The sequence below is a fragment of the Nocardia sp. NPDC052566 genome, from assembly GCF_044547285.1.
In the GTDB taxonomy this organism is placed as follows: Bacteria; Actinomycetota; Actinomycetes; order Mycobacteriales; family Mycobacteriaceae; genus Nocardia.
The window spans coordinates 612,561-636,666 of the sequence record NZ_JBIUAF010000004.1 but is presented as its reverse complement, the minus strand read 5'-3'; the positions used below and the strand labels follow the sequence as shown (position 1 = coordinate 636,666).

At 64.1% G+C, this 24,106-nt stretch carries 26 protein-coding genes; 24 read left to right on the top strand and 2 right to left on the bottom strand.

The features are described from left to right. Positions 1-27: 27 nt before the first annotated feature. The 6 genes from ACIG5A_RS22800 (at position 28) to ACIG5A_RS22775 (ending at position 5,894) form a co-directional block, all read left to right on the top strand. On the top strand, positions 28-723 hold the full coding sequence (locus tag ACIG5A_RS22800; RefSeq protein WP_397243094.1) for a hypothetical protein: 696 nt from the start codon (positions 28-30) through the stop codon (positions 721-723). Beyond that, positions 713-1,675: a hypothetical protein gene (locus tag ACIG5A_RS22795; protein ID WP_397243092.1), complete on the top strand. Its 963-nt coding sequence runs from the start codon at positions 713-715 to the stop codon at positions 1,673-1,675. Before ACIG5A_RS22800 ends, ACIG5A_RS22795 begins: the two co-directional genes overlap by 11 nt. A gap of 47 nt (positions 1,676-1,722) precedes the next feature. After that, the gene (locus tag ACIG5A_RS22790; RefSeq protein ID WP_397243090.1) at positions 1,723-2,574 is read left to right on the top strand and encodes a glycosyltransferase family 25 protein; all 852 of its coding nucleotides are present in this window, start codon (positions 1,723-1,725) and stop codon (positions 2,572-2,574) included. 42 nt (positions 2,575-2,616) lie between these two features. Further along, positions 2,617-3,477, top strand: a complete 861-nt coding sequence (locus ACIG5A_RS22785; protein WP_397243088.1) for an HAD family hydrolase — start codon at positions 2,617-2,619, stop codon at positions 3,475-3,477. Positions 3,478-3,515: 38 nt separating this feature from the next. Beyond that, entirely contained in the window at positions 3,516-4,964 is a 1,449-nt protein-coding gene (gene purF, locus ACIG5A_RS22780) for an amidophosphoribosyltransferase (protein ID WP_397243086.1), read from the top strand. A gap of 354 nt (positions 4,965-5,318) precedes the next feature. Further along, positions 5,319-5,894: a GNAT family N-acetyltransferase gene (locus ACIG5A_RS22775; RefSeq protein WP_397243084.1), complete on the top strand. Its 576-nt coding sequence runs from the start codon at positions 5,319-5,321 to the stop codon at positions 5,892-5,894. Between the two features lie 275 nt (positions 5,895-6,169). Here ACIG5A_RS22775 and ACIG5A_RS22770 read toward each other — a convergent pair whose 3' ends face one another. Further along, positions 6,170-7,066 (bottom strand): class I SAM-dependent methyltransferase, encoded by an 897-nt coding sequence (locus ACIG5A_RS22770; RefSeq protein WP_397243082.1) that lies wholly within the window; start codon positions 7,064-7,066, stop codon positions 6,170-6,172. 330 nt (positions 7,067-7,396) lie between these two features. Between ACIG5A_RS22770 and ACIG5A_RS22765 the strand changes: the two genes are divergently transcribed. From ACIG5A_RS22765 to ACIG5A_RS22680, 18 genes are all read left to right on the top strand, one after another. After that, a complete protein-coding gene (locus ACIG5A_RS22765) occupies positions 7,397-7,642 on the top strand; it encodes a hypothetical protein (RefSeq protein WP_397243080.1) in 246 nt (81 codons plus the stop codon). 280 nt (positions 7,643-7,922) lie between these two features. Beyond that, positions 7,923-8,432 carry a hypothetical protein gene (locus tag ACIG5A_RS22760; RefSeq protein WP_397243078.1) on the top strand — a complete coding sequence of 170 codons (510 nt, stop codon included), beginning with the start codon at positions 7,923-7,925 and terminating at the stop codon, positions 8,430-8,432. 1,589 nt (positions 8,433-10,021) lie between these two features. Further along, positions 10,022-11,341 carry a ParA family protein gene (locus ACIG5A_RS22755; protein WP_397243076.1) on the top strand — a complete coding sequence of 440 codons (1,320 nt, stop codon included), beginning with the start codon at positions 10,022-10,024 and terminating at the stop codon, positions 11,339-11,341. Then, the gene (locus ACIG5A_RS22750; RefSeq protein WP_397243074.1) at positions 11,338-12,210 is read left to right on the top strand and encodes a hypothetical protein; all 873 of its coding nucleotides are present in this window, start codon (positions 11,338-11,340) and stop codon (positions 12,208-12,210) included. Before ACIG5A_RS22755 ends, ACIG5A_RS22750 begins: the two co-directional genes overlap by 4 nt. 209 nt (positions 12,211-12,419) lie before the next feature. Then, entirely contained in the window at positions 12,420-12,944 is a 525-nt protein-coding gene (locus ACIG5A_RS22745) for a hypothetical protein (RefSeq protein WP_397243072.1), read from the top strand. Positions 12,945-13,266: 322 nt separating this feature from the next. Then, complete coding sequence (locus tag ACIG5A_RS22740; protein WP_397243070.1) at positions 13,267-14,889, top strand: hypothetical protein; 1,623 nt, start codon at positions 13,267-13,269, stop codon at positions 14,887-14,889. Between the two features lie 58 nt (positions 14,890-14,947). Further along, the gene (locus ACIG5A_RS22735; RefSeq protein WP_397243068.1) at positions 14,948-15,337 is read left to right on the top strand and encodes a hypothetical protein; all 390 of its coding nucleotides are present in this window, start codon (positions 14,948-14,950) and stop codon (positions 15,335-15,337) included. Beyond that, positions 15,338-15,754 carry an ankyrin repeat domain-containing protein gene (locus tag ACIG5A_RS22730; protein ID WP_397243066.1) on the top strand — a complete coding sequence of 139 codons (417 nt, stop codon included), beginning with the start codon at positions 15,338-15,340 and terminating at the stop codon, positions 15,752-15,754. 356 nt (positions 15,755-16,110) lie between these two features. Further along, positions 16,111-16,899, top strand: a complete 789-nt coding sequence (locus ACIG5A_RS22725; protein ID WP_397243064.1) for a hypothetical protein — start codon at positions 16,111-16,113, stop codon at positions 16,897-16,899. Between the two features lie 95 nt (positions 16,900-16,994). After that, positions 16,995-17,597: a hypothetical protein gene (locus tag ACIG5A_RS22720; protein ID WP_397243062.1), complete on the top strand. Its 603-nt coding sequence runs from the start codon at positions 16,995-16,997 to the stop codon at positions 17,595-17,597. A 255-nt stretch (positions 17,598-17,852) separates the two neighbouring features. Beyond that, positions 17,853-18,056, top strand: a complete 204-nt coding sequence (locus ACIG5A_RS22715) for a hypothetical protein (protein ID WP_397243060.1) — start codon at positions 17,853-17,855, stop codon at positions 18,054-18,056. A 73-nt stretch (positions 18,057-18,129) separates the two neighbouring features. Next, positions 18,130-18,348, top strand: a complete 219-nt coding sequence (locus tag ACIG5A_RS22710) for a hypothetical protein (protein WP_397243058.1) — start codon at positions 18,130-18,132, stop codon at positions 18,346-18,348. 119 nt (positions 18,349-18,467) lie between these two features. Then, a complete protein-coding gene (locus ACIG5A_RS22705) occupies positions 18,468-18,986 on the top strand; it encodes a DUF6907 domain-containing protein (RefSeq protein WP_397243056.1) in 519 nt (172 codons plus the stop codon). Between the two features lie 160 nt (positions 18,987-19,146). Continuing rightward, positions 19,147-19,641, top strand: a complete 495-nt coding sequence (locus ACIG5A_RS22700) for a hypothetical protein (RefSeq protein ID WP_397243054.1) — start codon at positions 19,147-19,149, stop codon at positions 19,639-19,641. Between the two features lie 150 nt (positions 19,642-19,791). Further along, positions 19,792-20,100: a hypothetical protein gene (locus ACIG5A_RS22695; RefSeq protein WP_397243052.1), complete on the top strand. Its 309-nt coding sequence runs from the start codon at positions 19,792-19,794 to the stop codon at positions 20,098-20,100. A gap of 93 nt (positions 20,101-20,193) precedes the next feature. Further along, positions 20,194-20,805: a hypothetical protein gene (locus tag ACIG5A_RS22690; RefSeq protein WP_397243050.1), complete on the top strand. Its 612-nt coding sequence runs from the start codon at positions 20,194-20,196 to the stop codon at positions 20,803-20,805. Positions 20,806-21,431: 626 nt separating this feature from the next. Continuing rightward, positions 21,432-21,854 carry a hypothetical protein gene (locus tag ACIG5A_RS22685; protein WP_397243048.1) on the top strand — a complete coding sequence of 141 codons (423 nt, stop codon included), beginning with the start codon at positions 21,432-21,434 and terminating at the stop codon, positions 21,852-21,854. 360 nt (positions 21,855-22,214) lie between these two features. Continuing rightward, on the top strand, positions 22,215-22,619 hold the full coding sequence (locus tag ACIG5A_RS22680) for a hypothetical protein (RefSeq protein ID WP_397243046.1): 405 nt from the start codon (positions 22,215-22,217) through the stop codon (positions 22,617-22,619). Positions 22,620-22,854: 235 nt separating this feature from the next. On the opposite strand, the gene ACIG5A_RS22675 is transcribed toward ACIG5A_RS22680, so the two are convergent. Next, on the bottom strand, positions 22,855-23,817 hold the full coding sequence (locus ACIG5A_RS22675) for an ATP-dependent DNA ligase (protein WP_397243044.1): 963 nt from the start codon (positions 23,815-23,817) through the stop codon (positions 22,855-22,857). Positions 23,818-24,106 lie beyond the last annotated feature (289 nt).

The following is a 24,106-nucleotide window of genomic DNA, read 5'->3' as shown; positions in this document are numbered from 1 at the left end:
TCCACCCACGAAGAAAGGGACCACGCCATGAAGGATTTAGCAGAGGTCGTCGAGCCGTTGTGCTCGCTCGATTGGGAGGACATCGACACCGTAGAGACAGCGTGCCGCAGCGTGCTCGAATATCTCGGCGCACATCGCGCAATCCTGCGCGGCGCCTTGGCTGCGCTGCCGACCCGGCCTGACTTGCTGGCACTGTGCGAACATCCCGACTCCGAGGCCACGGCCGGGCTCGGGCAGCAACTGGACAAGATCGTCCTGTATCAGGATCCGTCCGGGTTCCGCGTCCGGATGCACATCTTCTGGGCGGGTTGCGACGATCTGCCGCACAACCATCGATGGACCTTCGCGAGCATGATCCTCAAAGGCCAGTTCCGGCACTCGCAGTACGGGCTGGAAAACTACTCCGACACAATGGATCTACCGATCCCCATACCGCTGCAAGTGCGCATGGAACGCGTCGGATCGACCTACGCGCTACACCATACGATCCTGCACGCCCTGGTCGCCGACGAAGCCACGGTGTCACTGGTCGTCCGCGGTCCGGCGGTCAAGGACCGCGGTTACCTGGTCGACCCCAAGACCGGCCGACGCCACTGGCATCTGGCCGCCGCGGATGAATCGCCCGAGGACATCGCACGCAAACGAATGTCACCGGAATTGCTCTGCCAGCTCACGGCAAAGTTGGACGAGTGGGGACTTCTGGGGGATCCCGATGGCAACTGAGAACCATCCGTCCACGACCGTGTGGAGGGGAAGTCGCCGCGAACAGGTCGCGGACGATTCGTGGCAGGCGCTCACCACAGACCGCGACAAACTTGAACGTCTCACCGTGGACCCGGATTTCACGCAAGGACTGGCCTGGGCACGCAACGCCCTCGGCGCCGAGACCGGCGCGATTGTGCGCCGACACGCACTGCTACTGATCCAGCCCGATTGCCTCGCCGGGCGCAAGACCGACCAATGCATCAGCTTCTTCGCCCACCACGGATTCCAGCCGATCCACACCGTGCGCGTGCACCTGAGTCCGCGCGTCGTGGGTGCGCTGTGGTCCCACCGCCTGTCCGACTCGCCGACACTCGACAGCGACACCATCGCCGAGCTGGTGTGCGGTCGCAGCGACTCGCTGCTACTGCTGCTGCGAGACAACGCACCCGAGCCTGACACCGCGGCGAGTGTGCGGCTGGGCCGGTTGAAGGGCCCGGCCAGACGAGAGCGCCGTACCGCTACCCAGCTGCGCAGTCTCATCGGCGCGCAGGACCGCCTCGTGGTCTTGATCCACTCACCCGACGAGCCAGCCGACATGATCCGGGAATCCACCATCATCTGCGGGCCATCGGCCTGCGAGCTGTATCCCAAGATGGCCGCCGCGGTCGAGGACGACGCCGCCGCTCGCCTGGCCACGCACATCGAGACCTTGCACCGGCAGACGCACGCGCACGACCTGGACCCGTACGCGGCGATGAATCGACTGTGCGCGGTGCTACGCGACGTCAGCGCGACCCCGCATCTGGAAGCGACCGCGCAGATGCTGCTGTCGACGTTGGCGCATGTGCGAGCGGGCGAGGGCCCCTTGCACTGGGCGCCGCTCGCGCACGGCCTGCGCCAGGTCGGCATCGATCCCACCCAGTGGGACCCGGTGCTCGTCGGCAGCCGATACGTCAAACAGGCCAAGTGAAGTCGACGACCGGCCCCACCCTGCCTGCTCGTCTAGGAGAGCAACAAATGATCAGTGCCTCGGACATCCGGACATATGTGGTCAATCTTCCGCGCCGGAGCGATCGCCGCGAACGAATGACCGCCATCCTGCCGCCGCAGCTGCACGTCAGCTTCACCTCGGACTGGTCCGAGGAGTTCGACGGACGGCTGCTGCACGCGGACACACTGCGCACCAGGGGAATCCAGCTGTTCGCCTGGCAAACCGACTCCGACATTCGCTGGTGGAATCGGCCGTTGAAATACGGCGAGATCGGCTGCACACTCGCCCACCTGGCCTGCTGGAAACACGCCGCCAGCCATGGAGACGAACCCTACGTGCTGATCTTCGAAGACGACGCTGTATTCGGCCCGACGTTCCTCGACGATCTGCTCGCGAATCTGAATCGACTGCGCGCCAACGATATCGGGTTCGACCTGCTCTACCTGGGGCGCAAAACCTACACACCAGATCAACCTCTCGCGCCGGGCATCGTCGAGCCCGGCATGAGCTACTGCATGTACGGATATCTGCTCACACGGGCGGCTGTTGATGTGCTGCTGGCGGCGAATCTGGAAACCGCGATCGTCCCCGCCGACGAATTCCTGCTGGCACTGTATTTCGATCACCCCCGCGCCGATGTCCGCACCCGCTTCCCGCGGCAGCTGTCGGCGGTGGCGCTGGTCCCCCCGATCGTGACCCAGGACGATGCCGGAAGCGACACCGAGGCAACGGACTTCATCGAAACAGCGTCCTTGCCGCTCGCGGTGCCGAACTCGGACACACGGCCAGCGAACAGCACGCATGGACTCATCGCATGCCCACCGGTGCACCCGGCGACGGGCGCCGCGGTCACGACGGTCGACCAGGCCCCTGGTTAGACGAAGCCGAAACCGATGGATTCGCAACGAAGGACCGGGTCGATGTCGAACACCGTCGATAGTCGCAGCACAGGACGGACACGGCCACCGCTGGCCATGCCGTTGATTGTCGCCGTGGACATCGACGGCACAATCTGCCACCCGGACGCACACCGGGACCGCGACGCACACACGACCGTCACCGCCGTCGTGCGTGACAGGATCGCCGCCGTGCTGCGGTCCGACGCCAATCTGGTGCTCTGCACCGGGCGACTCGCGCCAGCGACAATGCCGTTCCTACGCGCACTCGACATCGGCAAGGGATACGCGGTGTGCTCCAACGGTGCGGTAGTCCTCGATGCCGGAACCGGTGAAGTGTTGCACCAGAACGCATTCGATCTCACCGAGGTCGTCACTGATCTTCGTCACCGGATACCAGGCGGTGTTTTCGTCGCCGAGGATCCAGGTGTGGGAGTTCGCGTCACCGGCCAGGTATCCGATGTAGACACCTTCTTCGGGGTCGTGCGTTCGGTCGATCTCGACCGCTTGGCCTGCGAACCGACGACCCGGCTGGCGGTCCATTGGCCCGGGCACAGCGCCGACGAGCTCGCCGAGGCACTGGCGGAGTCTTCCGTCGCGGGCGTTCATTGCTGGATATATCCCGGTGAGCCCGTCGTCGATCTGACCGCGGAAACGGTGAACAAGGCGTCCGCGCTGGAGACGCTTCGCAAAGACCTGGGGATCGCGGCAGATCGGACACTGGCCATCGGTGACGGCGTCAACGATGTCGAAATGCTGCAATGGGCCGGATGGAGCGTTGCCATGGGCCAAGCACCGCAGTCTGTGCACAACGCCGCCGACGACATCTGCCCGCCGGTGAGCGAGGACGGGCTGGTGACCGCATTGGCCAGGTGGTTCAGCTGAGCGTCAGGCGCCGTGACGGGCTGGGGTACGCTCATCCAGTGGATGACACCCCCAAGGAATCTTGTGGTGTATTCGGGCTATACGCCCCCGGAAGTCCCGTCTCACACATGGTCTATCTGGGGCTTTTCGCGCTACAGCATCGCGGGCAAGAAGCCGCCGGAATCGCGGTCTGCGACGGCGACAAGATCTGGGTGGACAAGGACACCGGGTTGGTGTCGACCATCTTCAACGACCGCCGCCTGCACACCCTGCAAGGCGACATCGCGATCGGCCACACCCGCTATTCGACAACCGGTTCCGGCGACTGGAGCAACTGCCAACCGGTCTACCGCGACGCCGGGCAGCACCAGTTCGCCCTCGCCCACAACGGCAACCTCGTCAACACCGCCGCGCTAGCTGCGGACCTCGGACTCGACTACGACGGACTCGGCAGCGACAGCAGCGTCGCCGCCGAGCTGCTCGCACGCCAGCTCACCACCACCCGCCCGGCCACTGGATCTTCCGCACTGGTCGAGGCATTCATCAGCGTTCTCCCACAGATGAGCGGCGCGTACTCGTTCGTACTGCTCGGCAGCGGCTGTCTGGTCGGGGTGCGCGACCCGCATGGGGTGCGTCCACTGTTTCTGGGCAAGCTCGACAACGGCTGGGTTTTGGCATCGGAGACGCCCGCGCTCGATGTCGTCGGCGCCACGGTTGTCCGGGAGATCGAGCCAGGCGAAATGGTCGTGATCACCGACTCCGGTGTCGAGTCCCGGTCACCGTTCCCCGCCGAGGCGATCAATCCGAAGCTGTGCTCGTTCGAGTTCGTCTATTTCGCTCGCCCCGACGGAAACCTCATGGGGCACAACGTCCACCGAGTACGGCAACGTATGGGGGAAGCGCTAGCGCGGCAATCACCGGTCGCCGCCGACGCGGTGGTCCCCATCCCGGAATCGAGCGTGCCCGGCGCGCAGGGCTACGCCCACGAGTCCGGCATCCCCTACGTCGACGGCTTCGTCAAGAACCGCTACATCGGACGAACATTCATCGCGCCGACACAGGAACTGCGACGCAACGCCGTCAAGATCAAGCTGAACCCCATCAAGGAAAACATCACTGGCAAACGCCTTGTGGTGGTGGAGGATTCGATCATCCGCGCCACCACTTTGATCGAGACGATGCGGATGCTCCGCGACGCCGGCGCCGCGGAAATCCATCTGCGTGTGCTGTCGCCGCCATATCGGTGGCCGTGCTGGTACGGCATGGACACCACCGACCGATCACGGCTCGTGGCCGCCCACAACACCGTCGAGCAGATCCGGCAGATGCTGGGCGCAGACTCACTGGCATACCTCGAGATCGAGCCGATGCTTGAGGCGATCAGCCCCACCGGAACCAAAAAACTGTGCACAGCGTGCCTGACCGGCGACTACCCGATCCCAGTGCCCAGGAACGACATAGGGGACAAAATCCCGGCTGCAGACCAGTCTGTTGTGGCCTCCAGGTAGCGATCTGGGTTGCATGGAGATCTTTCACCCAAATCCGAGACTCGTGGGGTAACTTCCTCGCGCTACAGTCGCCCCCGGACGAGTAAGTGCGTTGCAGACAGGCGGATGTATCCACTACATCAAACCTTCGTAGGACTCGGCATTCGGAGGGCGAACTCGCTTCCACTGGCTCTTAGCTTGAGCCTAAGGTCGCCTGCTGATCACTTTCGGCGAGACAGCTTATTATTAGCAAATGCCCATCGAGCGGTTGTTTGGAGATGTGGTCACTGGAGGCGACGGTGTCGGCCTGACCGATCGGCGACGCCAACCGGTCACTGTCGGTTTCGCAGGAGGTCACTGTCAGCAAGGGGTGCTATGCCCGAACTGACAGAGGATGTTGTGTGCGCGGATCGCCTATCGACGACCGTGCAGCCGACCATCGACGCAGACTGCGGATTGATACTGCGGCCGTGGGCGCCCAGAGACGCACCGGTGGTGTTCGAGGCCTACCAGGACCTCGCAATCCAGCGCTGGCATGTGCGTACCGCAGCTTCAGTCGCAGAAGCTGAATGTTGGATTGACGGGTGGAACAGCGCATGGCGCAGCTTGGTTCACGCGCACTGGGCGGTGGAGGACATTCGCGCGAGGCGGATTGTCGGCCGGGCCTCCCTGAAGCAGATGGACCTGGCGGGTGGACAAGCGGGGGTGGCGTACTGGGCGATGCCAGCTGATCGTGGCCGTGCCGTCGTTCCACGCGCCGTTGAAGCACTTGCCGCTTGGGCGTTCGGCGAAATCGGCTTCCACCGGCTCGAACTAACGCATTCGGTTTACAACCAGCCATCGTGTCGTGTCGCTGTGAAGACCGGATTCCATTGGGAAGGAACTAAATACAGCTCCGGTCTGCATCTCGACGGCTGGCACGACATGCACTTGCACGCTCGCACCAATTGACATGCTCGCGTAGTTCGGCCTTCCGCCGTGATCGACGTGGAGCGCGGTCTCGGCGGTGGATGGCGGGCCTTCCAGCTGACGCGGCGGCCGGGGCAGGTTGGGACTGCGCGGCGAGAGCGGCGCAGCGTCGTCGACGACGTCGAGGCGGGCACACGTGGGTGCAAAGTGACGGTGGTCATGGCCGATTTGCTGCCCACCTGGGCGCGGCGTGCGGGTTCGACCCGATGATCTGAAGTGGCGTCAATGAGGTCGCTGCGGCCATCGGCACGACAAGTTCAATAGCATCTTGCTACATGGATATGCGCATTCGACCGTGAATCTCCTCGCGTCGGCCGGTGACCGAGAATGTAGTAGTGCGCGATCGTTTCCTGCAACTGCCCCGAGGGTTCGAGTGTAAGCAGGCGATCACGCAGCTCGGCTTCGAAACCCTCAGCGGTAGAAGGGGTCTCGCGAATCGGGCCCGCGATCGAGGTCGACCACAGAAACCCGACGAACTCGTCGAGTGTCCACGTGTGTGGTGTCGGGAACCGATGCTCTGCCACCTGCTCGAACCCTGCCGCGATAAGCACGTCCTCATGGGTGAGCCGCACCGGTGCCTCACCGCCAGCGACCGCCGGGCCCGCGGGACGGTGGGGGTGACCTGTCCATCGGTCGATCACCTCGACCGCGGCGGCCTGCCACGCTTCGGTGCCGCTCCACGGAGTGCTGCTGCCCAGCACCGCGATACAGCCATCCGGCGCGAGCCATTCCCGTGCTTTGCCCGCGATCAGCGGCCGGTCCAGGCGGTGAAATGCGTTGCCGACGGTGATCAACTGCACGGGTGCGGTGACGTGGAGATCCTCGGCCTTGCCGACGCTCCACTCGATGTCGGTAGCACCGACATCAGCGGCCTTGGCGCGGCCAACCTCGATCATCTCCGGTTCGATATCGACCGCTTGGACATGCGTGAAATGCCCGTGCAGGGGGATAGCGATCTCACCGGTGCCGCACGCCAGATCAACCAGGTGCCCGCCGCGCTGTTCACCGACGCGCGCCAATAGGTCGGTGAACAGCGCGGCGGGATAGGCCGGTCGAAACGCCGCGTAGAACTGCGCGGCACCGTGGAAAAGACCGTCTCGATAACCGGGGGTCACCGGCCAGCTCGGCGCTGCCGATGACGACATCTCAGTCATCGCTCCATTGTTCTATCGATGGACGTGGCGGCGAGATTCGGGGCCATATCCACGTCGGAGCGGGCACTGCGCCTGCGGCGACCCGCAGAAGTCACTTTCGGCGTTCTGCGCACCGTGGCGGAACCGGAGAGCGTAGAGGAAAGCAGGGCTCAGATCTCGACCCACTCCATCCGAGAGACGTCACCAACCCGAGGCTCGGCTGAGCCGCTGCCCCTCGCGGCTTGAGCTGCATCGACTGTGGTCAAGCTCGGGAGAACTTGCAACATTCGGCGAGCGCGTCCATAGCGTTGCCGCCAGATTCATTTCCTGTGTTCGAGAGAGGCCACCACATTGATCGCCGACGGCAGCAGGCCATCCACCCGCCGGACATTCACCATCGAGCTGACGTTCGAACTGAACGTCAACATCACCAGCGACAACGACCCTCAGATGCTTGGCGAAAGTCTCGCTCGCGATGCACTGGCGCACCTGCGATCAGCCTATCGAGGGTCCGACCCGGACGATCGAAAGTACTTCAACGCTGGAGCTGCGCGAGTCATGAGCTCGAAGGTCGAGGACGAAACGAAGTTTTTGTAGATGGGTTGGCCGCCGCTCCCGGCGTGATTCTCCCGCCGGTGGTGGTGAGCCACCGTGCAGCAGCGATCCTGTCGATGGCCCGCTTGGCGGCACCATCACCGAGTTGAAGCTAGTTCAGACCTGCTGGATGTCGCCGACTACTAGGTCGGTCCTGCGCCGACACCACCGCCGCGTGCCTGTCAGGCCTGAGCAGACCGAACTCACCACACGAACTTCACGACGACCCCGACGGAGCAAACAGCGACTGAACTGGCGTCCCCCGTCAGTGCAACATTCGGAAATGGCCTCCATAGCGTTGTCAGCAGATTCATTTCCTGCGCTCGAAAGGCCAGCTCCTGTGATCGTCGACCAATGCCCGCCGAGTACCGCCGATCATCCGGACGCGGTACCAGTTTCGATCAACTTCTCCTTCAAGCTTGAGTTTGACCTGCCGACTCTGATCGAGATCGTTGCGGGCCTGCATGCCATTCATGGCTTCCGGAACTACCGGAAGCGAGCATTAGTCAATGCCATCAGAGAGCACGTGATCACATTCGGGCGCGCGAATCTAGCTGGCTGGCAGCACGGGCTCCCTGAAGATCGGCAACGCACACTGCGAGAGCAAGCGTTTACGACGGTCGTGTTTGCGCTGCGCTCTGACGTGTTCCCCGGCATAGCCGTCGGCGAGGTTAAGGGCTACCGGCAGCGCTTGGACGAGTGGAGACAAAGCCTCGACCGGGAGCAGTTGCGGCGCTACACCAGCGGCAAGTTGAAGGCATTCAGCGAGCCAGGGAGATGCCGACGCAGCTGATGCGGCTCTGATCGCCGTTCCCCTGAAATGGCGTCAATGATGGCGCCGCAGCCGTAGCAACAACCACCGGCCACAACGGGCCCGCGCGGGTTCTTCAAGAAGTTCAGGGATATCAACAACCCCCTTCTCCGCAATATCAGATTCGATGATATCGAGGGACCATGGCTCCCTATTCGCCGACGCAGGCACATGCATACATGTCCTTTCACCACGAAGATAGACGCGATGCATTGCCAATGCGTTGACGGCGGCACCGTACGAACTCATGAACAATGAAGAGTTCGCGGAGTATCTGCGAAACAAGATAGTGGAGTCGGAAGCAATTACGAGTTTCGAAGAATGAGAAAAGAGGCATTAGTGACACCGCGAGGATGCAGGATATGCAGTCGCCTGATGTTCGACAGCAATGAAGTAGCGGCAGGTGTACACAAGGTTTGCGCGAAGGAACCTCGGTGTACTTGTCCGTATCGAAATGTCACAAGTCAGAGCCTTCCACTCGGACCGGAATGACATACGGCGAATTGTGAAATCGTCAAGAACCTTCCCACGGAAGCAGAAGCGTTGGGTATGCCCTTGGAGCCCGCAGGAGAAGTCATCGGTAGCGAAGCTGTGATGGAAGCGCGCGAGGAAAGACTGTGGGACGACGACGCTGACGAGTAAAAGAGATCGAACGTGAAACCCTCCCCCCCTCCGGCGATCTGCGCACCGTGGCGAACCGGAAGCAAGCAACGCCCAGATCGCGAACCACTCCAGAGAGACGTCACCGACCCGCGGATATGACTCGGTTGCGGGTCAGGCAGTTTCGCCCCGACCTGGCTGCCCCCGACCGGGCGCCGCACGGTCGGGGGCAGCCACCGTGGCAGTTGCGGCGCTACACCAGCGGCAAGTTGAAGGGTTCACCGAGCCAGGGCGATGCCGACCTCGTTGGGTCCGACGGACGCTGAGGCTACGACACGACGTCGGGCAGTCACACGTCACCACTGACGTTTTCGTCGATTCCCGCTTGGTCCAGGATTCGGTCGTCAGCGAGCCTCACCGTTGAACCGGTCACGCCTGACGTCACCCACGAGCGCCGCGTTTGTGAGTGACGAATCTGCGGGCTATCTGGCGAGATCGAATCACAGGTCACATCCTCGGCAGTGGCGCGCATTCCGCGTCCTGGACCGTTTGCACCGCGATCGGCAGTCGGGCGTCGGCGTGTTTCCAGATCGCTGACTGCGGTAAGCTCCCCGGTTGAGTACGGCGGTGTGTCCGCCGGTTCCGAGTCAGTTGATGCCCGCATCATCGTTGACGTCGAGGACGAAGGTTCAGCCCTGCAGGGCGGAGGAATCGCACAGGTTGATGCTCGGCCACTGACCAAAGTGGACGACGGATGCGGGCTGTTGTCGACTGACAGGGATCGGTGGATCGATGAGTAAGAATCGTTTGCAGCATGCGGCCCGTGAGCTTTCCCGCAACAGCGGTGTCTCCTACATGAGGGTGCTTGGGCTACTGCGCCGCCACGGCAGGCTCAGCGACTTGCCGGATGAGCTCTTCACAACCTCTGACCCAGATCGAGTGATCGCGATCCTCACCGAGCAGGCCGGATCATGACGAAGAATCGTCGCGTCAAACAGAAGAACCGGCGCAGCGCCGCGCGCACGAGCGGCTACTTCGAAGGAATGGTCGCCCGGCTCACCGCCGCAGGCAAACAGCATCTGATTCCCCAGTTCACCGGTTGGCTCACCGCAGAGCACGGGGGATACGTGCTGGCCGGCCTGAGTCGAAAAGGCGGAACGGGGCGCACAACAACAACGCTGCACCTGGGCGCGGCCCTCGCCGCGAAAGGCAAGAAGGTGCTGTTGATAGACCTCGACCCCCACCTCTACTTGACCGAACTGTGTTCGGTCGAACTCGACGCGCTCGGCCTGTCCTCTTGGATCAGCGACAGTGCGACGGCATCTGTGAGTGAACACACCACTGTCGTCGCGTACGACTACTCGGCAGGAAACCTGAGCGTCCTCGGCGGAAGCTCGCGCGCTGTCGAGAAGCTCTTTGGATCGGACACACCAGAGAACCGCGGCTTGCCCGAGTTGCTGGCGCACGCGCGCCGCGAATTCGATGTAGTCCTGGTGGACGTGGGGCATTTGAACCACCATCAGGAGCAGGTTTCCCTGCTCGCCGATGGTGTGTTCTCTGTCCTGCGCGCCCCCAGCGGCCTACTTGGAAAGACGACCTACACATACTCCGACCGCTACAAGGCACACGCGGCCGCCCGGCTAGCGGCCGAGCAGATCCGCAGTGACATCTTCGAATGGCTGGATGAGAAGCTGTCTGAGCTCGATGACTCCGATGACAACCTCGAGCTCACCGAGGCGACGATCGTGCAGATGCTTCGCCAGGTAGGCGACCAAGCACTGGCTGAGTTCGGCGCTGAATGGGAGCCCGCCAGCAGGCACTGGATCGCGCAACTTGGACTGGGACTCGGATTCAGCATCGACGACGAGGACCGCCGACCCACCGGATATGAGGACATTGAGGAAGCCGTCGACGCCGCCTATCCCGTCGATGACACCGACGTCATCGCCACCCACATCGCTACCCCAACTACCGAACTAGAGATCCAACTCGCTGCGGCCAATGCACGATTGGGGTTCCGGCCCCAATCGAATCAGGTCCAAGTCCTCGGAACCGTACTCACCTTCGTTCCCACGTCCGACATACGCGAGCTCGAGCAACACCGCGGCAGTATCGGATTCCTCCTGCCGCCGCTGCCCGACATCCGCACCGCAAGTCTGGACGTGCAGGGCCTCAACGATATCCAGGACCAGGAGAAGGGACTGGAAATCTTGCGAGCGGCGTGCACGCATCTTGCCCACGAGCTCGACGGGCGGATACAAGCCGGATCTCTCGCCGAGAGGCGAGAATGACTATGGAACTCGGGTGGGTCCGGCCCCGTCGAGGCGGTGTGCCGAACATGCCACGCACCTCGTCTATCAAGATTGGCCACCTGCCACGTTCGTGGGAAAGCGCCACAGCAAGGCCGACCTCGCGGCACCGACCGGCCCGTCATTTGGAGGGCATCGTGGTCAAAGAGCTGGACTCGATCTACCTACCCGGGGTGCGCAGTCCGGTGTGGATCAAGGTCGCCTTTGCCAAGACCACCGAGGTGATCGTCGTCGGTACGCTCCCGAGCTCGAGTAGCCGGTTGCGTGGTGAGTTCGGGTCGCTGCTGATCGCCGCTCAGAACGTCGACGGAGAGCTGGTCCTGCTGGGGGCGGTAGGGTCTGGGATTTCCGCTGCCGAGCGTCGCAGGCTGCGGCCCCAGCTGGAGAGGTTGGCGATCGCGGAGAGCGTGGTTGAGGATCCGCCGGGGTGGGCGGCGTCGGCCAGCTGGTGCTATCCAGCCCTGGTCGGAGAGGTCCGTTACAAGGAGCGCACATCGAATGGCGTTCTGCGCCAACCTGTTTGGGTCGGTCTGCGGTGGATCGCGATCCGTCGAGTGTGTGGCTGCCATCGGACTGACGCCGCAGGGTATCGCTGCGCGTTCGCGGTCGGGTGTCGCACCGCCGGTGGTGTAGCGAATGGTGTTGTGCCCCATTGTGATATCTGGTCGAGGTCGGTGGTGGACGGGATCTCGGTTGGCCGTGACGATCGAGCCGCCGCCACTGCGGCGTTGTCCGCACGGTCGATGTGGTCACGTAGCGGGATGGAGCCGAATCGAATCAGCAGCCGTCACCAACGACCTTCCCGATGCGCGCGCGTGTCACGCCGAAGCCGGGCGCGCAATGGACAGTAGATGGCGAGCTGGAGCCGCGATCCTCCGCTCGGTCCGCACGACGGCTTCGCCCTACCGAGAGTGGACGAACAGCACACGCGGGTGACCGGTCACGACTCTGGACCCGCACACTACGCACCACCTGTCAGGTTTTCGATATCGAAAACCTTGACGACGCGGGTTGACCTCCTCTAGGTTTTCGATATCGAAAACCTAGGAATGGGAGGGTTGTGAACATCAACAAGGGTGGTCGACCGCAGATCGGCAACACCATCACCGTCGCAATAGGCGACCTGCTCCCATTAGTAGAGGACTGGGCGATCAACCACGGCCAGTCGCGCGCCGAAGGGATTCGCGACCTGGTGCGGCGTGGCTTGCAGTCTGCGCCCGGCGAACGAGCGCTGCACTCGTCGTGGGACAAAGCGATGTTCACCTATGCCGACGACGCGGAGGTGCTCGAGCGGTATGCAGCCGCTATCGAGCAGGGACGCATCACACGTGAGAGTCAAGACACCGGTCCCGAAACCTACAGTTGGGTTCGGCTGATTCTTATCACCGATCCTCGCGATGGCACTGATCGGTGGCTCGTCGACGCGCGGCAACCCAACGGTGGCGAATGGATCGACTATCCGGCCAGCCAGCAGGCCGTCGCCGATGCACGTTACGAGCGCACTGTGCGCTCACTGGCCGAGGTCGACTACCTGTTCGACGCGACCGATGTCGACGGCGTGCCGGTCAACGAAGTCGCCGACTAGAGACTCGGGGACATCGTGACGCGAACCGGATTCCCTACCGCTAGGAAGGGCATCAGTCCGGTCAGAACTGATCGGCCCGGAGCTCGCACCACGGTGTCGTAGGCCAGCAGTACGGTAGGACCCATCGATGCCCCCAGTGGGCATGCTCCCCGCGCACGCGGGGATGAGGTCGTCTCTGTGTGGTGCACAGGGATTCGTACCCGCGCAGCGGGTTTCGGTATACGGCCGCCGTCGGCCGATACCGCTGACAATCATGTGCCAGCACCGCCGAACTACAGCGCCTGCCGGTGCACGTTCTCGGAGCCGACCGAAGGAACATCGGATGACGAAATTGACGAATCTGACCGCTGGTGACGTCGTGCATGGCCGTACGGTGGCCGACGCGGCGCTGCGCACGGTTTACCGGCGCGTGCATGTCCGCCCGCTCGCGATGCGAGAGACTGCGGAGACGTTGGCACCTCGGGTCGGCACTGTCGTGGTGGACCGGGGCCGAGCTCGGTTGCTCGTGCTGGAGTGCCGCGTCGAGCAGTGGTCTCAGGACGAGGTGGATGATCAGACCCTCGCTCCTGATGGTGAGCCGGATGCGGGCTGGCTGGCGCGGTTGACCGGTGTGTACGTGGTGCCCACCGGCGAGGAGATCGCCGAGGACCGGGCCGCCGCGGAGCAGGCGGCCTCGCTTGGTCGTCGCGAACTTTTGCAGCAGCGCATCGGGGCGCTGCTCGGACGTGCCACGGACCGGGAACTCCCCGCCTCCGACAGCGCGGAGCTGCGCGGCTATCAAGATCTACCGCGGGTCCCGACGGGCCACATCGGCGTGGGTGGAATGTCGCATCCGCATGCGGACGCGATCCATGTCGACGACGACAACGACGTGCTGTGGTTGACGGTCTACGCTGGCCGCGACGGCGACTCCTGGGCGAACCACAACCGGCCGGGTTTCATGGTCTTCCGGATGCCTTACACCCCGCAGCGGCGTGCGCTGGTCGCCGATCTGCGCCGGGAGTACGAGCTCGAGCAGTGGGAGCAGCGAGGGATCGGGTCGGCTGCGGCGGCGGTGCTCATCGGCGCCGGCTGGTCGGCCGCGTCCCCGCCGTTGCCGCTGCGGGTCTTCCGGATCACTTCCGCGGACGACGCCGCGGCCCTGCTGCAACGGACTCCCGAGCAATGGCGCGAGGTCGGGTGGGACGAGCCGTGGCCGAGTGATCCGGGCAGGTTCTCACCCGCCGATGCCGCGCGCCTGGCCGATGCCGGTATCGGCTGGCGTCGCGCTGCCAAGCTCGCCGTGTCCGGGCACCACGACGTCGAGGCGATCCTGACCGCGACGCCACCCGCAATCCCCTCCGACGCGACCCGCATCATCATCACCCCGCGGCGGCCGATCGGCTTCGGGTCCGGCCGCTCCATGACCTCCGACCCCGCCGCCGCGCGGGCCTACCTGCAACGCCACCCCGAGCAGTGGGACGCGACCATTACCGCCGACCAGATCGGCATCGTGCATGCGGAGAGTGGCTGGGGGTTGTGCGAGAACGGCGAGGTGATCGACGCCGACTGGATCGTGTTGTGGGACTGGGACACCCGCGTCGATGCCGCGCCAGCGCGCCCGTCGTCACTGACACCGGTGGCGGCACAGGCCATCGCTCTGGTCGTCGGTGCCCGCAACGCCGAGCAGTTCCTGGCCGAGCTGGCGCCGTGGGTGTGGCTGCGGGCCGCGCGCACCCATACCACCACCACGGTCGAGCACCGGGCCGACCGCCGCCCCCAGTGGGGGATGTCGTGCGAGCTGATCCGTCACGACTACCTTCTCGACACCGGCGCGACCGTCACCTGGTGGCAGGTCGACTACTTCGAGGGCGGGATGAGTGGCGGTGAGGGAGACAGCTTCGAGTACTACACCCTGCACAGCAGCGAACAACCCGCCCGGCAGGCCTGGCGGACCGCGGATTGACCTGCTGCACAACATGATCCGACACCCGGGTCTGCCTGCCCCGCCGAGGAGTTTCACTATGCCGCGACAGCCACCCACCCCAAGCAGTCGCTACCACAGCCGCCGCGACCGCAGCCCCGAGGCACGTAACGCTCACGCCGATGCCTCCAAACGCTGGCGTCGCGACCTGGCCCGGGCCGCGTTCACCGACGCCGACCAGGACGCGCTGCTCGCCGCGATCACCCACGGCGCCCGGCTCCGCGACGCCGCCGCCGACCTCGGACTCAGCTACCAAGCCGTCTACAAACGCGCCGAATGGGACACCCGGTTCGGACAACGACTCGAGGAAGTTCTGGCGCACACCTGCCCGGCTGGAATCCATTGCGGCACACCGACAGGAGCCCGCTTCCACCACGGGCACTGCCACGCCTGCCGCACCGCCCACCACCCCATTGCCCCAAGGAAGTAAATGACGCACCGAGACGAATGGGGCCGGACCCCACTGCACTACGCCGCCCTCGACGGTGATCTCGATACCCTCGAGCGTCTCCTCGAAACCGAGGACGTCAACGGCCGCGACAACGAGGGCTGGACCCCGCTGCACTTTGCCGCACAGGAAGCGCGCCCCGCCGTGGTCGAACGACTCCTCGATGCCGGTGCCGACATCGACGCCTTGACCCAGAAGGGCCTGCCCGCGATCTACTGGGCTGCCACGGCCACCGGCGGTGACCCCGTTGCCACCATCCGCGTGCTACGCGCACGCGGCGCCGATCCCAGACGCGAGACGATCCAAACCTACTTCGGCCCCACAAGCCCGCTGCGCTACATCGGCGAGACCAGCAAACCCCACATCCGAGTCGAATTCGCCGACCTGCTCGATCATTAACGTGGGTTCATCACCCCGTCGGAGCCCCTGGAGTTCGAATGCTTCGGTGGATCATCACCACCGTCAGTTTGGCGTTCCTGATCTTGTCCCTGGTCAGGCTGGCGTGCGGCATGGACTTCGGACGCCCCCGCCTGCGTCCCCGTTGAGGTGTCTGGGAGACGCAGCCAAGGTCGCGAGCCCCGCCCCAGGAGTGGGGCCGGTCTCTTGCTCCTGTATTCCGTCACGCCTGTTTGTCGGTGCGCTGGCCGATGATGGTGGCGGCATCGGCTTGTATTCCTGTGGCCGCCATAGGGATACAGGATGCTTGTTCACCGGCAGGCCCGGCCTGATGCCCACGATGGATGTGAGGGGACTCGATGACCACCACCGACCGCCCGGCCCGGCAAGGCCAGCCCTGGACCGCCGAGGATTATGCGTTGTTGTTCGATGCGCTCGCTCGTGGTCTCGACGATGACGATGTCGCCGATTTCTGTGATCGCACGCCGACCGGGATCCGAGCGCGGGCGCGGTGGCTGCTGGATGACGCGTATACGAGCAGTTCGGCGCTGCGTGCGCTGCGCAAGATGGCGACCGCGCCGGATTTCGAGTGGGAGCCCTTCGTCCGGGAGGCGCACCAGCGGCACGGGCTGCCGCTGTGGGACGCGGCCGCCGATGAGGTCCTGATCACGGGCTGGTCGGCGGCGCGGCCGCCGGCCATGGCCGAGCTGACCGAGCTGCTGGGCGCCGACGAGCGCGACATCGCTCGCCGGTGCATCCGGTTGCGGCTGGCCGAGCACTGCGGCGAGGTCGTCGACCACTTCGGCGCTGCGGCCGGGGGAGAGCTGGAAGTCTTGGCGCGGTTGGCACGTTCGGCGGTCCCTGTCGGTGTCCTGACGGTCACCGGTGTGGACGGAGTGGTGGTGCACCAGTCGCTGCATCCGAATATGCGCGCCGCGCTCGCGGCGCTTCCGGAGCTTCGTTTCGGTGAGGGGGTCGAACCGGTGGTGTGGACGGCCACCCTGCGGGCCGTCGGCGAGGGACACACTCGCGGCCTGCGTACCGGTGTGTGGGGTGAGTGGCCCGCGGACCTCGTCGCGAGTGCGGACCTGTCGCCCTCCGTTCAGCCGGTGCGCCGCGGGTGGCGCAGGCTTCTCGGAAGAGAATAGAGCCAGAGATCGGGCGAATACGCCCTCGTTCGCGAGTACCGTTGCGGTCCAGCCGATCCGGCGGGCATGTCGGAGGTCGGTGGGAAAATCGGGCGATGGGTGATTTGGAAGACGACCTCGAAAAGCTTCATGCCGCCGAGCGCGAAGCGGCAGCGGCCAAAGCCGACGACCGTCAGCAGCGCGTGAGGCTGGTCGCGGAGTTCTTGGCGCTGCTCGAGCGGCGGGGCTGTACGCCGGAACCGGTGTGCCGGGTGGTCGGCGCGAAGGCGGTGACGGAGAAGACCGGATTCCTCAGTTCGCGGCAATGGTGTCTGCACGCTGTGGAGATCGTCGCGCGCGGGTGGTGGCTGCGTCCTCCCGGAACTGGTTGGGCTACCAAGGGAAACGGGGAAATGCTGCTCACCGATGGGCGCTACGCGCTGGTGCTCGTGCATGATCTGGACCAGGCGCTGTTCGACGTCGGTATTCGCCGACACGCCAAGTGGATCGAGGACGAGCCCAACTATCCGCCGTTTCCTCGCCATAAGGTGAAGACGGTCGACGGGGAGGACTTCGACTACCGTCCGGTCTTGACGTTGAGCCCGCCCAGCCCGCCTGTGCCGTTCATGGCCTGCGCTGATCGGTACCCGATCGGCTCTCTCAAAGGGTTGCTGCTCAACGCAGCCCACGCCTACACGCGAGATGGCGGCAGGTCATGAGCGACACGAAGCCTGTGCAGGACAACGATGATGGATCCGAGCGGTAGGATTCGGTCAGCTCCTCGGTCAACGGGAAGGTTGCCTATAGGGCACATCTCCATCCGAGACGTTCGTCGAACGTCTCGCCCGACGTTGCGAAGACGTCTGGATGGGGTTGTGTCGCGCCTTCGGAACACTTGACGACTCCTCGCCATCCGGACCCGGACCCGAGGTGGATCGTTGTTCGAGGCAATTCGTACCTTCGGCGGAATCACGGTGCTGGTAGCGATCTCGCTGCTGTGCATCCTGTCCCTGACCGCGGTGTTCTCGTCGATTCCCGAGCGGCGAAGAGCCGCTGAACGCGTGCTGATGATCCTGTGGCGACCGACGTCGGGAATCGTGCGCCCGCGACTGGCTCGCAATGCCGAACCTCCAGAAGCCACGGAGGACGTGAAACAACCGGACCGTGAGAACCCGTGACTGCTCTGCCGCCCTTTCGACGACGGCGGCCGGTGCCCCGATAGCATCGGCGTGAGTCGAAAGGAGCTGAGGGATGAGCGATTTCGAGTATGAGCTGCTGGGGTTGTGGGATCAGCTGCGCGCGGTGCGCGAGTCCGGCGCGCTGGGTGATTACCGGCGGATCCGATCGGAGATCGTGGCGCTCGAGCCGATTGCCCAGGCCCTCGATGAAGGCGACAGCGACGAGCTTCGGGCGCGGATGCTGTACAGCTACCTGCGGGCGGCCAGCGCGCCACTCCGGCGGCATCGGTGAGCGCTGCATGCCACGATGTGGCTAGAGTGTGCTCACCCGCTCTGGTGGAACGAGGGTGAGGATTCATCTGGGGTGGGAAGTGTACCGCGTAGCTGGACAAGTAAAGGGGGAACCCCGCAATGACCGTCGTTCTGGCCTGCCCGTCGTGGTGCGATGTCCATGTCAATCCGGATCCGACCGAGCCGGAACACGGCGGATCGCACTACGGTGTCGCTCAACGGGTTCCATTGAGCCGCGAGGTCACCCGCAGACCACCAGAGCCCGTGATGTTCGTGCAGCTGTTCGGATACGACCACGCCGGGTCCCGAGACAGCATGATCGACCTCGTGCTGCCCACGAAGCTGCACGTGGAGCTGACCGCTGCCCAGGCACGGGCAGTCGCCGAGGCGGTGATCGCGGCCGCAGATGTGTGTGGTGCTGCCCCCGGAGCGGTCAGCGAGAAATTTGGTGTGGACATACACGATCCGTTCGATTTCCCGGTGCAAGTGCAGCCCGTCGGGCCCGCCGGGGCCGACGACATCGCGTATGTGGAGTTGCTGCTGCGCCACCGATACTCGGCGGAATTGACGGAGGCGGAAGCCAGGATATGCGCCGCGAACCTGCTGAACTCGGCCGAGTTACTCGACGCCGTCGAGTAACCGGCACCGACAGCGTGATTCACCTACCTGGGCTCGCGCGCCGGGCGGTATGACCAGTAGCGCCGGTCAGTTCGGTCGCTGCCGAAGGCTGCAAGAAGTGTCGGCGAATTCGCACGTCAGCGGCGGGAATTGGGTTGAAACACGGTGATCGGCCTGGCATATGTTCGACGTGTCCGACCGACGGTCCTGCAGAGCCGAAGAGAACCAGCATGAGATCGCCGAACCTCGCCGAATCGCTGACAACGTCAGTGGGTTCGCCGACCGCACCTACGATTTGCCGGAAAGTGCAGCGATGAGCAGTGACCGTGAACAGCTCGCCGCGATCGTGCGCGTCGTATTCGACCGTGGCCCAGTCGAAGGGCCGATCGCGGCGATAAACCTCGCCGACGCCTTGCTAGCCGCAGGCTGGCATCCACCTGCCTGCGTCATCGAGACCCCAGCCGATCTGGCGCTTCTTCCCACGGGAACGCCGATAGGGTCACGAAGCTGTGGTGTCGGTCAAATTGACCACGGAATGGGTGGTTGCTTGGTCGGGACGATGACCATCGTGTACATGCTTGCCGAGGGCATGATCGGTGAGTGCATCCGCGATCTGCCGCCCGCTTCGTTCCTGTGGACCGTGCTGCACACTCCGACCGAGGGCGGGACAGAATGAGCACACCAGAATTTCGCGTCTGCCATCGGTGCGGCCGTCGTGGAATCCGCCAATTCATCTACGTTGCGGAGGGCTGGAAATGCGCATCATGGGCGTCCTGCACGCGGCGTTCTATGGAGCGTAAGAAGACCACGGAGAAGGCGGGTACTGATGGCGAATGACAAAACGCTCAAGCAGATCGAGTGCGCGCTCGCGGACATGCTCGACGCCTACGCCGGACTGCGTGCAACGTACATCCCCCGCGACTGCCACAGCCTCGCGCCAGGTGACCGGGAGATCGCCAACGAGGTCGCCGGAATCCGACAGGCCGCGTACATGATCCGCAACCGCGGGGGCGAGAACACGGGCATTGGGCTGCCGTCGTGGCTGTGGGACGACTGGGAAGCGAAGCAGCGAGAGGTATCGGAGCAGCTCGCCGAGTTCTTGGTCGTTCCGCGTTCAGAGAGCATCGGCCCGTGAACTCGTCTCTTCCTAGTCTTATGGCTCAAAATCGTTGCTAATCAACGCAAATCACGCCTGAATCGCAAGCCCAACTCCGCAAACGGGGGATCGATGACCGACCTGACTGACCTTGACCAGCGTTTGCACGTCGCCCTCACCAGCGGCTGCGGCGAGCTGCTCGCAACGGTGGCTGATGAGCTGGACCGGGCTGAACTGCCGACACTGGCCCAAGTCGTGCGTGAACGTGGCAGCTGGCAGGCGCGGCTTTCACCCAAGGTTGCTCCACTCGACCGCGGTGACACCACTGATCGCCGTCGACTAGCGACCGAAGTCGCTGCTGCCCTGGACAATCTCAACCCCGAAGACCCGACGGCGCGCACTGCGCTCGCCCGCCGAATCGCCGAGGCAGGCATCACGGACAGGATGCACGTGCAAGAGCTGCTGAGATCCGGCCCTCCTACCAAACTCATGAACTACGGTGTATCGCTCGACGAAATGAGAGCGATCACACGTGAGAACCTGTCGAACGCGTTCGCTACGCAACTGATCACACTCAACTGGCCGCGCGACAAGCGAATCGAATACACGTTAGGGCAGTTACTGCCCGGACTCGCGGAAGGCGCTGATCGCTCGCGCTGGCAGGAGCTCGGCCTCGAAGGGATGGCACTGACCCGGTACCGGGATCAGTTGCTGGAGCTGCGCGACCTGCCAAGTGATGCTTGAGCATTGGCGAGCCGCGGCGCCGTCTCCCGCATCACCGCAGTCTCCCCGGCAACGATCTACTCCGACGGGGAGCCGCTGGAACAAGCGATGACCCGCTACCCCGAAGACAACGAATTCGGGCCGTATGGCGACGCCGCCAAATCATGGACGACCAGTCGAAGCTGATGCCCGCCAGCGGGGGAACTGGACAGCCAGTGACCGCTGAGTTCAAGAGCGCGTGCGGTGCCGGCGCATGTCCGCCTTGGTGTCGTCGGTCAGGATCGCGGCACAGCCTGCGCGCAACTGGCCCCCGCGGCTGTGCCCGGATAGGTAAGGTATGCGCACCCGCACAGCGCACACGGGATCGGTGTAGCCATGCTCGGCCTGCGGTGTCTTCAAGGCGGGCGCCTTGTCCACCCGCGCGGCTGTGGTGAATCCGGACGGGTACACGGCCCGCAGCTTCCGCCCTTACTGCAGGTACTCGAGGGCAGGTACACGTGGTGGGAAAGGTCGGTGGTCGAGTTAATCTGCGATGATTCTCGGTTCGGGTGGGGGTAGGCGTATGCCGTGCGCGTTGTTCGATCTCAGTCTCCAGGTTCGAGCGCATCGCCAAGCCTTCTGCGCAGTAGGCGGATTGGGCAGAATCTATGACTGAAACAGTCGGCAGGCCCATGCACGAGAGTGAACGTGGCATCGAGAAACAGTACTCACGAACACGGATGGACTCCATGGGCTGCATAGCAGAATTTACCGGCGAACTGACTGTTAACCCTCCCCTGAACGAACGCGAGACCGAGCTGGTGGAGGACGTTTTCGGCTACGGCGTGAGCTCTGAAGGCGCGGTGATCACTATCCACGTCGCGACTAAGCCCTCTGCGACCATGGAGAACTTGGAAGACCTGCTCGAGCTCCTTGCACGAGGTAGGGCATCGGAGATCGATCCCGACACGATCAGATTCCTCACAACGCCACCAACCATGCACGTCATCTCCGGTCAAATTGAGTACATGGGCGAAGAGAGTGGCGAAATCACGATCGAAAACTCCCAACTCTCCGGCGGCGGCTGGTAGTCAGACCACCACCGCACAAGGGTGCGGTCAGTGTGGGCCTCGACCTCGACGACGAGGAAGGCCCGCTGGACCGGTTCGACACCACCGCAGTCGTCGCCGGATAGATGTCACCCGGCGGACCAACAGCCGGTCGGCCTTGAGCTGTCAACGCCAGCTAGGGATGCGGCCAACCCCGTTCTGATCGCCAAATGCCTTGCACCGATTGGAGTTTCCATGCCAGACAAACAACGACCCAACACAGAAGCCACTCCCGCCGGGCAGAAGTACTTCGACCTGCACTGTGATTCGCCTGGCACCAGGCTCAGCACCGCCCGTGCGGAAGCCCGTTGCGACTGGCCATCCTGCGGATTCCCGGCCGCCGTGACCCCCGAGCGTGTCGCCAACGCGTTCCGCTCTTATCTTCGCTCCGACCCCGGCATCGACCACATTCTTTTCACCTCGATCGGGCGACGCCTCAGCCGCCCTTACCTCGAAGCGCACGTGGTCGACGGCCGCGTGCACGTGAAGGTGGCACCACTGCACCACGCTGATCCTCATACCCGCGCCATCGTGCACCATCTGCACGCCACCATCACCGATACATTCGAAAGCATCTGCCCCACGACGATCCTGATCACTCCAGACATCGCCGGATTGAACCGATGGGCGCAGACAGTGCTCGCGAACGAACGTGGCGAAAGCACCGATGCCGGGATCGCGCGCAGCGTGTTGGGCCTGCTGCGCGGCGATCCAACCGACGCTCCCGGTCCGACAAACGAGCACTAGCTGCGCAGCGGCGTGCGGACACGATCTCGACGCACTCGCGGAAGAATTGGCCACCCTGAGTACCTGGAATTTGAGGCTACCGCGAGTGGAGTCGGGGCAGGGCGCCACCCCTGCTGCGCCTTCTCGCCGACAGCCACCAAATCCAGCAGGCCATGACCGCTAGGCCGGACGGTGCCTGAGTCATAAGCCAGGGCAGGGAAGTTGTCGCGACGGCCGGGACCGAAGCCTGGGCGGTTCATTTCGACGGTAGTTTGACCTCGTTCGGAGCACGGTCACTGCGCAATCCGAGCCACACCGGGTGGCGCAGCGCAGCGGGACTGCGTTCCCGATAGCGGACCTCACCGACGATCTCGGCGCGGACCCACCGCACCCCAGGAGGCAGAGCCTGCGGCGGATGGACAAGTGGGCAGGTCGGGGTGGCCAGCGCGTTCAGCCGAGATTGCAGCGCGCGGCGTTCGAGGTCGCTGAATCCGGTGCCGACACTTCCCAACCATTCAAGCTCACCAACATCGTTGTGGGCGGCCAAGTGCAACGACGCGAACATGCCACGGTTGCTGCTCGCCCGGCTGGGTGTCCAGCCGCAAATGATCACTTCGGTCCGGCGCGTCAGCACCACCTTCAACCACATGCGGGACCGGCCGGGGGTATAGGCGGAGTCCAAGCGCTTGGCTATTATGCCTTCAAGCTGGTGTTGTTGGGCGACTTCGAGCATCCGCGACGCTGGAATCCCTTGCCAGGCGGGGGGAGTCACGATCGGCGGTGTCGACAAGTCGAGGGCATCTAGCATCGCCCGACGCTCCCGCAGCGGCAACTCTGTCACGTCCTCGCCGTCGACGCGCAAAAGGTCGAACACGTGGAGGCGGGCAGGTATGGAACGCAGTAGATCGGCAGTGGGACGGGCGGTGTGCAGGCGGCGCTGCAGGCGCCGAAACGAAGGCGCCCCGCTGGTCGGGTCCGGCGTAACGATCTCCGAGTCCAGCACCATATCGCGGCCAGCGGCTTGTTCGGACAAGGCGACGGCGAGGTCAGGAAAGCTGCGGGTGAGGTCGTTGCGGTTACGGCTCATGATCCGAACCGAGCCACCAACTATCTCGACGAGCCCGCGGGCGCCGTCCCATTTGAATTCCAGCGACCAGCGAGGGTCATTGTCCGCAGGCGGCTGGCCTGCGGACGCCAGCATCAGCGCCGGTAGTGACACCGGATCAGCTTACTTGTAGCAAATTGCATCCGCGTCGGCCGGCTGGCTTCGTTGGCATCAACTCCGAATGAGACGATCGCGGGTGCATGCGTGCTGCGAACTGAGCGGAAACAGCCCAGGAACTCGGCGACCTCGACTTTGTCCGAAGGGAGTCACGCGTCCATGATCACCGTCTCGCGGCCCACGGGCGCAGACGTTGGGCCCCTGCCTGACACCAGCACAAGCTAGCGTGGCAGCAAGAGTTCACACCCCCGAACTGGAGAAACACGATGTGGGACTGCGAGGCGTA

Excerpts from the sequence above, each read along its gene's own strand:
- ACIG5A_RS22800 (WP_397243094.1), top strand. The coding sequence starts at position 28 with ATGAAGGATTTAGCAGAGGTCGTCGAGCCGTTGTGCTCGCTCGATTGG.
- ACIG5A_RS22795 (WP_397243092.1), top strand. The coding sequence starts at position 713 with ATGGCAACTGAGAACCATCCGTCCACGACCGTGTGGAGGGGAAGTCGC.
- ACIG5A_RS22790 (WP_397243090.1), top strand. The coding sequence starts at position 1,723 with ATGATCAGTGCCTCGGACATCCGGACATATGTGGTCAATCTTCCGCGC.
- ACIG5A_RS22785 (WP_397243088.1), top strand. The coding sequence starts at position 2,617 with ATGTCGAACACCGTCGATAGTCGCAGCACAGGACGGACACGGCCACCG.
- ACIG5A_RS22775 (WP_397243084.1), top strand. The coding sequence starts at position 5,319 with ATGCCCGAACTGACAGAGGATGTTGTGTGCGCGGATCGCCTATCGACG.
- ACIG5A_RS22770 (WP_397243082.1), bottom strand. The coding sequence starts at position 7,066 with ATGACTGAGATGTCGTCATCGGCAGCGCCGAGCTGGCCGGTGACCCCC.
- ACIG5A_RS22760 (WP_397243078.1), top strand. The coding sequence starts at position 7,923 with ATGGCCTCCATAGCGTTGTCAGCAGATTCATTTCCTGCGCTCGAAAGG.
- ACIG5A_RS22755 (WP_397243076.1), top strand. The coding sequence starts at position 10,022 with ATGACGAAGAATCGTCGCGTCAAACAGAAGAACCGGCGCAGCGCCGCG.
- ACIG5A_RS22750 (WP_397243074.1), top strand. The coding sequence starts at position 11,338 with ATGACTATGGAACTCGGGTGGGTCCGGCCCCGTCGAGGCGGTGTGCCG.
- ACIG5A_RS22740 (WP_397243070.1), top strand. The coding sequence starts at position 13,267 with ATGACGAAATTGACGAATCTGACCGCTGGTGACGTCGTGCATGGCCGT.
- ACIG5A_RS22735 (WP_397243068.1), top strand. The coding sequence starts at position 14,948 with ATGCCGCGACAGCCACCCACCCCAAGCAGTCGCTACCACAGCCGCCGC.
- ACIG5A_RS22730 (WP_397243066.1), top strand. The coding sequence starts at position 15,338 with ATGACGCACCGAGACGAATGGGGCCGGACCCCACTGCACTACGCCGCC.
- ACIG5A_RS22725 (WP_397243064.1), top strand. The coding sequence starts at position 16,111 with ATGACCACCACCGACCGCCCGGCCCGGCAAGGCCAGCCCTGGACCGCC.
- ACIG5A_RS22720 (WP_397243062.1), top strand. The coding sequence starts at position 16,995 with ATGGGTGATTTGGAAGACGACCTCGAAAAGCTTCATGCCGCCGAGCGC.
- ACIG5A_RS22710 (WP_397243058.1), top strand. The coding sequence starts at position 18,130 with ATGAGCGATTTCGAGTATGAGCTGCTGGGGTTGTGGGATCAGCTGCGC.
- ACIG5A_RS22705 (WP_397243056.1), top strand. The coding sequence starts at position 18,468 with ATGACCGTCGTTCTGGCCTGCCCGTCGTGGTGCGATGTCCATGTCAAT.
- ACIG5A_RS22700 (WP_397243054.1), top strand. The coding sequence starts at position 19,147 with ATGTTCGACGTGTCCGACCGACGGTCCTGCAGAGCCGAAGAGAACCAG.
- ACIG5A_RS22695 (WP_397243052.1), top strand. The coding sequence starts at position 19,792 with ATGGCGAATGACAAAACGCTCAAGCAGATCGAGTGCGCGCTCGCGGAC.
- ACIG5A_RS22690 (WP_397243050.1), top strand. The coding sequence starts at position 20,194 with ATGACCGACCTGACTGACCTTGACCAGCGTTTGCACGTCGCCCTCACC.
- ACIG5A_RS22685 (WP_397243048.1), top strand. The coding sequence starts at position 21,432 with ATGACTGAAACAGTCGGCAGGCCCATGCACGAGAGTGAACGTGGCATC.